The sequence below is a fragment of the Blastopirellula sediminis genome (genome assembly GCF_020966755.1).
Lineage (GTDB): Bacteria > Planctomycetota > Planctomycetia > Pirellulales > Pirellulaceae > Blastopirellula > Blastopirellula sediminis.
This window is the reverse complement of record NZ_JAJKFT010000010.1, coordinates 3,098,976-3,111,360: the sequence shown is the minus strand read 5'-3', so window position 1 is coordinate 3,111,360 and position 12,385 is coordinate 3,098,976. Positions and strand designations below refer to the sequence as shown.

The 12,385-nt window shown below is 58.5% G+C and carries 8 protein-coding genes; 5 read left to right on the top strand and 3 right to left on the bottom strand.

Features of this window, described 5'->3' with window-relative positions:
- Window positions 1-16: 16 nt before the first annotated feature.
- Window positions 17-421: a TraR/DksA family transcriptional regulator gene (locus LOC68_RS24335; protein ID WP_230223667.1), complete on the bottom strand. Its 405-nt coding sequence runs from the start codon at window positions 419-421 to the stop codon at window positions 17-19.
- 554 nt (window positions 422-975) lie between these two features.
- On the opposite strand from LOC68_RS24335, the gene LOC68_RS24330 reads away from it, so the two are divergent.
- From LOC68_RS24330 to LOC68_RS24310, 5 genes are all read left to right on the top strand, one after another.
- A complete protein-coding gene (locus LOC68_RS24330; protein ID WP_230223665.1) occupies window positions 976-2,775 on the top strand; it encodes an FHA domain-containing protein in 1,800 nt (599 codons plus the stop codon).
- A gap of 193 nt (window positions 2,776-2,968) precedes the next feature.
- Complete coding sequence (locus LOC68_RS24325; RefSeq protein WP_230223657.1) at window positions 2,969-3,571, top strand: hypothetical protein; 603 nt, start codon at window positions 2,969-2,971, stop codon at window positions 3,569-3,571.
- 182 nt (window positions 3,572-3,753) lie between these two features.
- Complete coding sequence (locus LOC68_RS24320) at window positions 3,754-4,395, top strand: hypothetical protein (protein WP_230223655.1); 642 nt, start codon at window positions 3,754-3,756, stop codon at window positions 4,393-4,395.
- Window positions 4,396-4,497: 102 nt separating this feature from the next.
- Window positions 4,498-5,805: a lactate racemase domain-containing protein gene (locus tag LOC68_RS24315; RefSeq protein ID WP_230223653.1), complete on the top strand. Its 1,308-nt coding sequence runs from the start codon at window positions 4,498-4,500 to the stop codon at window positions 5,803-5,805.
- A 239-nt stretch (window positions 5,806-6,044) separates the two neighbouring features.
- Window positions 6,045-6,659: a hypothetical protein gene (locus LOC68_RS24310; protein ID WP_230223651.1), complete on the top strand. Its 615-nt coding sequence runs from the start codon at window positions 6,045-6,047 to the stop codon at window positions 6,657-6,659.
- A 158-nt stretch (window positions 6,660-6,817) separates the two neighbouring features.
- On the opposite strand, the gene LOC68_RS24305 is transcribed toward LOC68_RS24310, so the two are convergent.
- Both LOC68_RS24305 and LOC68_RS24300 read right to left on the bottom strand, forming a co-directional pair.
- Window positions 6,818-7,681, bottom strand: coding sequence for a universal stress protein (locus LOC68_RS24305; protein ID WP_230223649.1), 864 nt, complete (start codon window positions 7,679-7,681; stop codon window positions 6,818-6,820).
- 287 nt (window positions 7,682-7,968) lie between these two features.
- Window positions 7,969-12,372 (bottom strand): DEAD/DEAH box helicase, encoded by a 4,404-nt coding sequence (locus LOC68_RS24300; protein ID WP_230223647.1) that lies wholly within the window; start codon window positions 12,370-12,372, stop codon window positions 7,969-7,971.
- Window positions 12,373-12,385: the final 13 nt, after the last annotated feature.

Here is a 12,385-nt window from a genome sequence, read left to right as displayed (position 1 = left end):
ATGAGGCGAAACTCGCTTAAATCGAGACTTCGTCCTGCGAGTTTTGACGCCAGCTGACGCCGTCTTCGCCCAACTCTTCCAATTCGCGTTGGCATTTGATGCAGAGCGTCGCATACGGCAGAGCCTGCAACCGAGCGACCGGGATCTTGCAGCCGCAACCTTCGCATTCGCCAAACGAACCGCTGCGAATCCGCTCGAGCGCCTTATCGATTTGAGCCAATTCGCGGCTTTCTACTTCCGCTAGTTGCGAACTCAATTCGTCCTGAGCGCTATCAAGAGCGAAATCGACCACGTCGCCAGCGGTTTGCTCGAGCTCTTTCAGCATGCTCAAGTCGCCCGCCAGGGCCTTGCGGAGCGCGTCACGGCGCTTCAACAAGATCTCCTTGGTCTTATCAATGAAGTCCGTTCGAGATTTACCCATTGTGGTCACCTTCATGTGGCGGAAACCGGTCAGGAGGATTTACTTCGACTGTTCCTGGCCGCCAGCTTCCGTATTTGGACTTGCCCATTCTCGTTGCCGCTGATTAACCATCCTATCGAGGGGGTCGAACTCACGGTTTCATGCGTAACGAAAATATAGTACCGGTTCGGAACAGGGGAAGTCTTCAAATTCCAAATTCTTCCAGGTCTTGCCTTAAAATCTCTTAACCATATTAAATTACGCGGCAGAAAGGGGTTCTGTTCATTGATTCTCGTTGATTTCAACGAGAAATTTTGCTTGCGAATCTCTCTCATTTTTTTCTGAGGACACTTTCGCCGCAGCGTGTAACCGTAATCGGCCAATCGGAGAAACCGATTCGAGCCGTTTTTTCGAATTCCCCCTGTTTTCTTGGGGCGACTCCCCTGCCCTGATTCGCCCGGTTCTTTGACCAGCCCCCTGGTGTGAGCTATATCCCCTTGTCGCTGCTTGATTTACTTCCCAATTCAAGCGGACAGCGACCCTCCAGAGCCTTAGTCGAAGCGATAGGCGCCGTCATGGTCACGCAAGTCGATCTGCACCAATCTCCCTTACTTGGCAAACCGCTGAGCCCGCTCGTCCTCCGCGTCGAGGGGACCGAACGTGATGGTCAGACTGTCCGCCTGGAGCGGACCAAATGCGTGATTGGTTCGGCAGCTAGCTGTTCGCTTCGCCTGGCCGCCGCCGGGATTCGTCCGCGTCACTGCGTCATTTGGCGTGGATCGGCCGGCATGGCCCTGCAGCGCATCGACGGCGAAGTCTTCGTCAATGGCCAAAGCGTCGTCGAGTCGCCCTTGGTCTCCGGCGACCTGATCACGATCGGCGCGGTCAGCTTCCGCATCGATCCCGATCCCAATCTCGAAGCCGCTCCCCACAACGAACGTCGCGTACTGTCGCTGGAAAAACAGCTGGGAGAAATCCGCGGACGGAATCGTCGCCGGATGCATCGCCTGGTCGAAATCGTCCGTCAGTCGATGAATCCTGAGGCCGCAGTTCCGACGACCAAATCCGACCCCGCCGAAACGCACGACGACGAAGAGACCGAACGACTGCGACACGAATTGCAGCAGACGCTTGAGGCAAGCGAAGCGAAGATTGCTGCGTTGCAGCAACAGCTAGAGTCTCTCGAACAAGAAAACCGCAACCTGCAGGCCCATAGCGTTTCGGCTGCGGAGACGATGAATCAGCATTCGACCTCAAACGCCGAACAACACGCTGAGATCGAACAACTGCGGCACGAACTGCAACAGTCCAGCGAGTCGAACGAAGCGAAGATCGCGGAGTTGCAACAGCAGTTGGAAACGCTCGAACAAGAAAATCGCGATCTCGCGGCCAACGGCGGGTCCGCCTCGACCGAAGCGATCGAAGCGCAGGAAAAAGCGCAGCGCGACGTGGCTGACGCCAACGAGCGTCTGCAAGTTTTGTCGCGCGGCTGGTCGCAGCGTGAAGAAGAGCTGACCCGTCGAATCGAAGAGTTGGAGAGCATGTCGCAGCAGCTCAGCGAACCGCAGGCGAGCTACGCTCCTAGCCACAGCGAAAACCAATACGAAGAAGAGCCTGAGGAAGAAGCCGAACCGGAAGAACCGGTCGCGCCGCAGCCGCAAGCTTCGCAGACCAGCGTCGCCGACGTCCTCGCCAAATTCGGCTTCAATCCGCATGCGGACGACGACGAAGAAGAGGAATATGAGCCGTCGCCTCCCCCGGCTCCGGTCAGTTACCACGAAGAGCCGACGCCGGCCTCAGCAGCCGATGAGGACGAAGTCTCGATTGAAGAGTACATGTCGAGCCTGATGAATCGCGTCCGCGGTCGTGACGGATCGCAGTCCGCTACGCAAGCGAAACCGGAATCACCCAAAGCGCCGGAGCCTCCCAAGAAGGTCGTCGATCAGACTCCCTTCAATCCAGGCGAGTTCGTCCCGTCCCGCAAGGCGCCCGAACAAACCTCCGACTTGCGAGCTCTGCGCGACCTGGCGAATCAATCGGCCCGCTCGGCGATCGACGTTCACACGCTCAAACGCTGGAACAACGTGTACGTCACCAAGTTGATCGTCGCGATCGTCGCTTTCGTGACCGCGATCTGCTTGTTGGTCGAAACGAGGAGCTTCGTTTCGTTGCAATTCCTCGGGGCTTCGATGGGGATCATCATCGCGATCTTCTGGAGCCTCCAGGCCGTAATCGTTTACAACCAGCTCCGAAGTGCGAAGAAGGTCGCCAGTCCGCAAGAGGTGAAGATTCTCGATCAAACCTCCACCATGCCGTTCGATTCGCCAGGTTTTGAACAAGACGGAATGCGCGACGACTCCCCTTCAGCCGAATAGATCAATCCGTTCGCACGCTTAGGCCGCAACCTTCGTTGCGGCCTTTTTTCGTTCTTGCCATATAGATAAACGTCGGACCAATTCTTTTGCCGGTTGCTTGCCTCTGATTCGCGGGACTTCCTAAAATAAAAGAGTAGAGACGTCGCTTTGGGGGGCGTCATATTTGATTGGAGTTCGCGGACGGAATCGAGCGATGCGCAAGCTTTTGTTTCTCTCGGCCTTGCTAAGCCCCTGTTTCGCCGGCATTCTTTGCGCGCAAGTGGTGCAACTGCCGGAGGTGCACAACTTCTCGGTTGGAACGTCGGTCCTCGTCCCTGATCGCGGCATGACCTACGGAGGAGGCGTCCTCCGGCGATCTGAATCGAGCGGACAGGTAGGCTCCTTCTCGATTCCGAGCGGCCGCAGCTACTCTTCCAGCAGTTCCTCCCAAAGCAGTTGGGTCAAAGCCTATATCCACCCTTCGCCGGCCGAAATGGATGAAATCCTCCTCGGCAACTCGGCTCGTCCCCAACCGCAGGACGCCGCTTCGCTCCGGATGATTGGCGCGGGCGATCTGAACCAACGAGCCACCAACAGCTTGGCAGCAATTCGCCGGCAACTTTCGGCCGAAGACGCCGTCGCCAACCAAAAGGCGCTTAAATACGCCGACATGGCCGAAGACTGCTTGAAGGAAGGGAAGACGAGCATCGCCAAGCTCTTCCTTCGCTCGGCGATTTCCACCGCTCGCGGCGACTACCAAGTCGAGCTGAAAGAGCGGTTGAAAGAAATCAGCGATACGGCGACCGCCAAACGCTAGATCTCTCCCTCTCGGCGATGTTCAAAAACAGATCAGCGAGTTTCGATCGCTGTCTGCGGCCGAATTCGTTTCTTGCGTCGTTTCGCTTGCCTCCGATTCCGCGCCCCCATTAGAATGCCAGGACTGAAGTTGCAATTAGCGTCGACTCCTACTTTTCGGCAGTCTGGAACGGATTCGAAACGATGCGCAATTTGCTGTTACTTGCGGCGCCGCTTGGTTTGTTGATTTCCAGCGTCGCTTCCGCGCAGCTGCTACAGCTTCCCGAAATCCACCAGTTCGCGACTGGATCTTCGTCTCTAATCCCCGATCGTGGCGCCGCGGACGGTGGAGGAGTGATGCGTCGTCCGGAATCGAACGCTGCTTCCCGCGTTCCCTACGAGCCCAGCAATCGCATCGTCACGATCAAGGCGTTCCCCTACTTCTACAAGAGGAAGTTGCCTACCCGCACCGAAGAAGTCCGCAGCTTGGGCGCCTCGGGGATGATTCATGGCAATCCGTTTCGGACGAAGCCATACGGGCATGAACTTGGCGAGGAGCCGGAGACCGACGTCGATTCGCTGCGGATGATTGGCGCCGCCGATCTCCATCAAAAGGCGCCGAATAGCTTGGCCAAGATTCGTCAGCAGCTTTCGGCCGAAGACGCCATCGCCAATCAAGAGGCGATCCGCTATGCCGACATGGCCGAAGACTGCCTGAAGCAAGGGAAGCCGAGCATCGCCAAGCTCTTCTTTCGCTCGGCGATCGATACCGCCCGGGGAGAATATCAGGAGCAGTTGAAGCGGCGCCTGGATGAGCTCGACAACTCACCTAGTGCGGGGCGCTAAGATACTCCGCTCCCCCGCTAATTTCTGCGGTCGCAGATTGGTAAAATCGTCGGTTGCACCATCGTACCCTCCCACTGACGATTTCTTCTGAAAGCGACCGCGATGCCTTGGATCAGCGAACAGGCGGACTCTATTTCTTGGGATCGGATCGAAGCGATCCTGCAGCAGACCGTGGCCGAAGCGCGGAAGCGGATCTGCGCTACGCCGAAGCGTGTTTTGCTGCTCCCGCCCGACATCACGCGGATGCACTCCGGCGCCGGGCAGATCACCGAAATGCTTTACAACATGCTCGCCGACGAAGCGGACGTGCATGTCATTCCGACGTTGGGGCAACACGTTCCGCATACGCCGGAAGAGAACCTGACGATGTTCGGATCGATTCCGAACGAAAAGATTCATCCGCATGATTGGCGCGGCGGGTGCGTGAAAGTGGGAGAAATTTCGGCCGAGGAAGTTTCGGCCGCGTGCGGGGGCATCGCCGATTGGCCGATTCCGATCACGCTTAACAAGATGCTGATGGAAGAGCCGTGGGACCTGATTATCAACGTCGGTCACGTCGTTCCGCATGAAGTGCTCGGCTTCGCCAACCACAACAAAAATTACTTCATCGGACTCGGCGGCAAAGATTTGATCTGCGCCGCACACCTGATGGCGGCTCGCTGCGGCATCGAGAACAATCTCGGCAACCTGATTACGCCGGTGCGACATTGCTTCAACCTGGCGGAAGAACGTTTCCTGAACAAGTTGCCGGACTTGTACGTGCAGGTCGTGATGGCCCGCAACGACGAAGACAAGCTGGTCCATACCGGGATCTACGTCGGTGACGATCTCGACACTTACCTCGACGCCGCGAAGCAATCGCGCGAACAGAACATCACCGTCTTTGATAAGCCGATTCAGAAAATGGTCTGCGTGATGCAGGGAGACGAGTTCTTCAGCACGTGGGTCGCTAACAAGGCGGTCTATCGCACGCGGATGGTGATGGCCGATGGGGGCGAATTGCTGATTCTGGCGCCGGGACTCAAACGTTTCGGCGAGCAGGACGACGTCGACGCGCTGATTCGCAAGTATGGCTACTGCGGCACCGACAAAGTGATGGCCGAGTATCCGAACAACGCCGATCTACAGGAACTGGCCCACGGCGCCGCTCACTTGATGCACGGTTCGTCGGAAGGTCGGTTCAAGATCACCTACGCTCCGGGGCATCTCGGCAAAGAAGAGATCGAGACCGTCCATTTCGGCTATGCCGATCTGAACGAAATGTTGGAGCGTTACAAGCCGGAGAAACGCCGCGAAGGATGGAACGTTACCGACGACGGCGAAGAATTCTACTTCATTCCAACGCCATCGGCCGGGCTCTGGTCGACCCGCGAGCGTCTTTACGATCGATCGACTGGATTTAATCAGTAGTAAACGCTCAAAACATTCCTGCGAAAGATCTCCAGCGCTTTGCGTCAAATCTCTTTGGCGCAAGGCTTTTCGCTTTCGCACACTGCAGCTCAACGGATATACTCTCCGTCGCTGACGTCCCCCAAGAGGGGACGCCCCGACTCCTTTAATCCTATTTCGGAGCGGCGTCTGCACAGCTTCGTTCCTTCCGCCTCTGCGAGAATCTCATGGAATCGACGACAAATCTTGCTCCGGAAAAAATGAGAAGCGTCTGGGAGCCGAAGCCGAGAGGCAAGTGCATTAAACTCACCACGGCCGGCTCGATCGTGGCCGATTTTTTCAAGTTCATCCTCTTCCTCGGCGGCCTTTTCCTTTCCATCTTCTTGTGCGTCGCCGTACTTCACCGCCCTACCCCGATCTACAAAGACCCGATCTGGTGGATCGTTGCCGTGGTACTGAGCTGTGGGCCTTTCTTGCTATTCGAATGGCTACTAAGCCAATTGCACAAACGCAAACGGCTATCGATCGACGACGATCAAGTTTGCTTCGCCGGTTCCTGCGTCGAACTTGCGGAACTGGAAAGCGTTTCGCAAGGCCAATTCAAGGTGTTGATGGAGAAGTACTTTCCTAGCTTGGAAAAGGCGGCGATCATCGCTTCCAAACCCCTTGAGGCCGCGGATACCATGCATCAGGCGGCCGTCGGCAGGCAAAAACTGCGAGATTTCAGTCTGACGCTCACCAAGCAAAATGGAAAGCAAGTTCACTGGATTGGCGCGTTGGCTATTTTTGAGCCGGCGGATCTGCAAGCGTTTTTCGCGACGCTGCGCGAACGCAAACCATTCTTGATCGTGGACGTCGGCTCACCGAAAGCTTGATCGGAAACACGGACCGGTCGCCGAATTCGCCTGGCATTGGCGAAGCAGGAAGATTGCGACTCAACTCAGGTCGGCGAAGAAAGCCCCTCTTGGGGGCGGCGATGAGCCGCGTCGTCTTACAAGAGACGACGCGGCCGTAGGCTTTGCCGCAAACGCCGCTACTTGTACAAGAACAGCAGCGTCTTGGCGTTTTCGAGCATCTTGTTGGTCGACGACCCAAACAGCGCCTCGCGGAAGCCGCCTCCGCCATACGCTCCCATCACGACGGTTCGCGGACCGATCTCGTCGATTGTCTCCGAAAGTTGACTCACAACGCTGCCGGTCAACTTCAGAGGATGCAAGGTCGCTTGGACCTCATGGTACCGGAGAAGTTCCGCCGCTTCTTCGCAATGCTTTTGGGCGACCGCGAGATCACGATCAACGCTGACGACGTGAACTTGCGTCTCAGGACGTCGCACTTTCAGCAGCGTCCACATGTGAAGCGCATGCGACGCCGGAGTGCTGCCGTCATAGGTGATAACCACAACGTCATTTTCCGGGGCCTCCTTGGGAAACACAATGACCGGGCGAGCGTTGTCGAGCAGCAAGCGACGGACCGTTTCGCTGATCGTCTTGTGCGTCTCGTAGTGGAAGTTCGTATCGTGGCCAATCATGATCAAGTCATGCGTCCGCGAAACGGCTTCGATTTGTTCGTAGGGCAGCCCTTCGCTTCGCACGGCCGTGTGCGGCACTCCCGCTTCGACGCAATCCGCTTCAAACTTGCTAAGAATCGCTTCGACTTCTTCATTCGCCTTCGCCAACAGAACTTCGTCCCGTTCTTTTTTGTAGGCGCCCGCCCCCAACGGCACCGCCATCGGAGCGCAAATGTTCGGAGTGTCTACGACGGCGACCCCTGTCAAATGAACCGACTCGCTCGCCATATCAGGACGTTGGTTTCGGTCTTGGCAGAATCGAATCGCCATCCGAAGTGCGGTTTGGCTCGCTTCACTGGCGTCGAGAGCCAGCAACACGCTGCGGATCATCGAATCATTCCTTTCTAGCCCTGGCCGCGCCCCCTTCATTGCGGCGGCGTCGTTTCGCGTTCGGCCCACAGGCGACTATTGGATACCGCGAAAATATACCACAGCGTTAGGCCGATATGGCAAAGACCTGTTTGGTTCTCACCCGGCATTGGCGGTGCAATCGACTCATCGCATCCAGCCGGCACAATCGACCCGACTACTTTTCTATTTTATCGTCCAAGGTCGTATCAGAGAACCGACCTATGGCTGCGACAAAAGGTCGCACGACGCGATTGAAGTCGCTTCGATTAGCCCGCGGTCGAACGCCTGCGCGGCATTCCAAGCGGGATTTCTCGCGGGGGAATGCGTCTCCCCGCATGCAACGCGCGCGTCATCTCGTGCATTTCTTCAGAAGTGCTATCTAAATGAAAATCAATCTTTCCGGACCGCTTCGAAGCGACAATTTGCCCGTTCCGAATCACGAGCGAGTTCCCCGCAATTGCGGGGATTCGACCGCCTGGGGTGACGACGCCGAACAGATTGACCGGATCGGCGGCGCTGATCGCAATCCAGTCGTCGACCGTTTCGTCGTTGCGCAGCTTTCGCAGCGCGTAGATCGTCGCCTCGGTCGCATACTGCTCGCCGGCGACGTCGGCGATGAACCGCCCTCCTCGGATTTCGCCCCGACGCTCCATGCGGCGAAACGCAGCGACCAATCGCCACCAGGGAGGCGCCGTTGATTCGCGCGTGAGCACGTCGCGAAAGACGACTCCGTACCGTGCCAGCAACAACCAGCACCAGTTCTGCGCGTGTTCGTCGCTGGTCGGCGTTTCGACAATGCCGGGGAAAAGCGACCAGCGCCCCGTGCGGGTCACCGCCCCGCCACGACGCTTCGCTTTTCGCTTCTTTAGCACTTCATCGACCATCTCGCGGACGCCGACAAACGAGTCGCAAGTAATCAAACCAAGCGCCGCCAGTTCCCGCAGCGCTTCTTCCAGGTGCGTCGGCAACAACTTGGTCAAGATGCGCAAATCTTGATCGAATAGCGCCCCTCGTTGTCGAAGCGCCTCGAGCGCTTCGGTCGCGTTCCCTCGGGCGAGCGATTCAGCCGATTGATGATCGGTCGGCAATAGCCAGCCAAGATTGGCCCGCAGCGCGATCGTCATCGGCAGACTCTTGCGGAGCGAAGCCATGCTCTTCTGCTCTTCGCCGCTTGGCGCCGGCGGGCGAAGTCGTCCCCAGGTCGCTTCGCCGGAGGCGAGCAATTCGTCAAACCAGGCGCCGTCGTAGTCGTCCATCCGTCCCGCCAGCAGACTCCGCTCCCAACTGCCGGCAGCCGCTTGAAAGCCTTGCAGTTGTTCGAGCGACTTACGCAGCGCTCTCACGCCGCTGTTCTTGGTCGTCCTGAGCAGTTCATGATGCCGCACCAGGAAACGGAGATATGCTTCAGGCGAAGCCGGTTTGATCTGTTCGCGGAGCCCATGTATCGTCAAACGGTGAATTCGCGCGAGCAATCGTCGATCGCACCACTGAACCGTCTCGGCCGTCTGCTGCGGATTGTCATAGAACTGCCCGCGAAGGACGGTACCTTCTCCTTCGAGCGCTTCGCAAGCGGCGAAGACGCTTGAGGGAGGAAGATCGAGTTGGCTGCCGAGTTCTTCGGCGTTGAACGGTCCCAAATACGGCACCAGTCCGCGCACCACTTCAACGCGAGCGGTATGGGACTCCAATTCTCGCTGCAGCGATGCGGGCAATTCCGCGGCCGGCTCTGCAGTCCCTTCCGGCCAAACGGCCTGCACGACCGGCAGGTTTTCGAGCGCCACCCAAATCGGATCGCCGGCAGAGCGGAGAAAACGAACCGCCCTCCCCTGCTCTAGCAGTCGCGTGAAATAGGGGCGCCAGTCGATGGCTTGGGTCTCGGGCAAGACGATCATCGACGCGAGCACGTCGTGCAGTTCGTCCGAATCGCGAACCGTCGGCCAGGCTTCCTGGCGAACGGTTGAGATCGCCTCGTACGACAGCTTCCCCAGCTCTTTCATTTCGCTGGTCGAAAGGGTCCGCCGCGTGGCGACCGCGCGAGTACGCCGTTCTTCCAGCGGCGCCGGATCGAGGAACGAGTACGGGTTGGCGTTGATTCGCTCATGGGCGAACGGCGACGGCTCGCGGGTATCGCGCGGGACGAACTCCACACGTCCTTCCTGAACGTCGATTAGCATCTGCTTCCAACGATCAATGTCCATCGCCTCGGTCATGCAGTCATGCAGCGTCTGCTGCACGATCGGATGATCGGGATACTCGATATCGGCGCCATGGTTTTCCAAACAGCCGACCTGATCAGGAAATGCCGCCGCCAAAAGGTCGTCGGCGCGGAATCGCAGCATGTGCGGCGGAACTTTCTTCCCGCCGACGAATCGCAACAGCGCCAACGCCCGGGTGACGTTCCACCGCCAACGCACGCCGAACATCGGCACCGCGAGCAACGCCTGTTCGAGCAGTCGCGGCCCCGATTCGATCGTCAACATCCGGAACATGTCTTCCAGCGGAAAACTATGTTGCGGACCGAGCGACAAGACGATTCCGTCATCGTCAGCGCTCGCTTGCAGTTCAAAGTCGAACGAACGGCAGAACCGTTTCCGAAACGCTAAGCCCCAAGCGCGATTGATCCGGGTACCGAGCGGCGAATGAACGACCAGTTGCATGGCGCCTGACTCGTCGAAGAACCGCTCGAAGACGATCTGCCGCTGCGTCGGGACCATGCCGATCGCCGACTGTTGGGCCGCAACGTAACGAACGGCCTGCATCGCGGCGTAGCGCGAAGCGCAACATTCCGTCTCCGCCCACGTGACGGTCTCAGCGTCGAGCTGATCAAACGAACTTTCGAGCAAACCTTCGGCCAGCGCCGGCAGTTGAATCTTCTCGCGGCTTTTGTCGCGATCGGATGCGACGATTCGCGCGGCCATCTCTTCGCGAAGCTGCGAAATCTCGCTCGACAGTTCAATCGTCCGGCCCGGCGCTTCGCCAAACCAGAATGGGATGCTAGGAGGCTGCCCTTCGGCGTCGTTGACGACGACTTCGCCGTTGCGAACATACGCGATTCGCCACGACGTATTACCGAGCAGGAAGACGTCGCCGGCCAGGCTCTCGATCGCGAAGTCTTCATCGACCGTGCCGACGAACGTTTTCTCCCCTTCGGTCACGACGCGATATTGCGCAGTATCGGGAATCGCGCCGCCGCTGGTACTGGCGGCGATCCGGGCGCCGCGACGAGCTTTCAACTTGCCGTTGATCGGATCGCGATGCAGGTAGGCGCCGTTCTTGATCGAACGAGTCAGCCCCCGATTGAGGATCTCCAGCACGCCGTCGAAATCTTTCCGCGCCAAATTGCGGTAGGGATAGGCCCGGCGAAAGACGTGGTACAGCTCTTCTTCGTCGCACTCTTCGGCGGCGACTTCGGCGACGATCTGCTGCGCCAGAATATCAAGCGGCTTCTCCGGAATCTCGATCCGGTCGAGTACTCCTTTGCGAATCGATCGCATCAGGGCACAACATTCGATCAACTCATCGCGGGTCAGCGGCATCAGCCGCCCTTTGGGAGTCGCACGAAGCGAGTGTCCCGAACGACCGACCCGCTGCAGGAAGTTGGCGATCGAGCGGGACGAGCCGATCTGCACCACCAGGTCGATATAGCCGACGTCGATACCCATTTCGAGCGACGCCGTCGCGACAATCGCTTTCAGTTGTCCCGCTTTCAGCCGTTGTTCGGCTGAGTGACGGATCTCTTTCGACAAGCTCCCATGATGCGACGTGATCACCTCTTCGCCGAGCGCCTCGGTCAAACGATGCGCGACCCGCTCGGCCATGCGGCGCGTGTTGACGAAGACGAGCGTGCTCCGATGGGAGTTGATCAGGTCGATCAGCTGTTCGTAGACTTCGCCCCACTGCTCGTTCGAGCAAACCGCTTCGAGCGGCGTCGGCGGGACGACAATTTGCAAATCGAGATCACGGCGATGGCCGGCGTCGACGATCTCGCACTTCGGCGTCGCTTCCTCTTCGCCGGCGGCGCCAACCAGAAACGCGGCGATCTCTTCGATCGGCTTCTGCGTCGCCGACAGCCCGATCCGCACTGGTCGCTCGTGGCAAACCAGGTTCAGCCGTTCCAAGGTGAGCGTCAGGTGCGAGCCACGTTTGTCGCGGGCCAGCGCATGGATTTCGTCGACGATGACCGTATCGACATGCTTGAGCGTGTGGCGAGCCTTCGCCGCGGTCAGTATCAGATAAAGTGATTCCGGCGTCGTCACCAAAATGTGCGGGGGGCGGCGAAGCATCGCCTGACGTTCGCTCGACGGCGTATCGCCGGTCCGCACCGCCGTCCGAATTTGCGGCGGCAACACACCACGTCGTTCGGCCAGATTGCAGATCTCTTCCAGCGGCGTTTCGAGGTTCCGCTGGATGTCGTTCGAGAGGGCTTTGAGCGGTGAGACATAGACGACGTAAGTCGCGTCTCGCAGGGTCCCTGCCATCCAGCGGCGGAAGAGCCGATCGAGACAAACCATGAACGCGGCCAGCGTTTTACCGGAGCCGGTCGGCGCAGCGATTAGGGTATTCTGACGCCCGGCGATCGAGGGCCAGCCTTGGGCCTGCGCGTCAGTCGGTTCGCCAAACTTGGTCTGAAACCACTCGCGAACGATCGGATGAAACTGGTCGAGGATCATGATGATTCATCAT

Excerpts from the sequence above, each read along its gene's own strand:
- LOC68_RS24335 (WP_230223667.1), bottom strand. The coding sequence starts at position 421 with ATGGGTAAATCTCGAACGGACTTCATTGATAAGACCAAGGAGATCTTG.
- LOC68_RS24330 (WP_230223665.1), top strand. The coding sequence starts at position 976 with ATGGTCACGCAAGTCGATCTGCACCAATCTCCCTTACTTGGCAAACCG.
- LOC68_RS24325 (WP_230223657.1), top strand. The coding sequence starts at position 2,969 with ATGCGCAAGCTTTTGTTTCTCTCGGCCTTGCTAAGCCCCTGTTTCGCC.
- LOC68_RS24320 (WP_230223655.1), top strand. The coding sequence starts at position 3,754 with ATGCGCAATTTGCTGTTACTTGCGGCGCCGCTTGGTTTGTTGATTTCC.
- LOC68_RS24315 (WP_230223653.1), top strand. The coding sequence starts at position 4,498 with ATGCCTTGGATCAGCGAACAGGCGGACTCTATTTCTTGGGATCGGATC.
- LOC68_RS24310 (WP_230223651.1), top strand. The coding sequence starts at position 6,045 with ATGAGAAGCGTCTGGGAGCCGAAGCCGAGAGGCAAGTGCATTAAACTC.
- LOC68_RS24305 (WP_230223649.1), bottom strand. The coding sequence starts at position 7,681 with ATGATCCGCAGCGTGTTGCTGGCTCTCGACGCCAGTGAAGCGAGCCAA.
- LOC68_RS24300 (WP_230223647.1), bottom strand. The coding sequence starts at position 12,372 with ATGATCCTCGACCAGTTTCATCCGATCGTTCGCGAGTGGTTTCAGACC.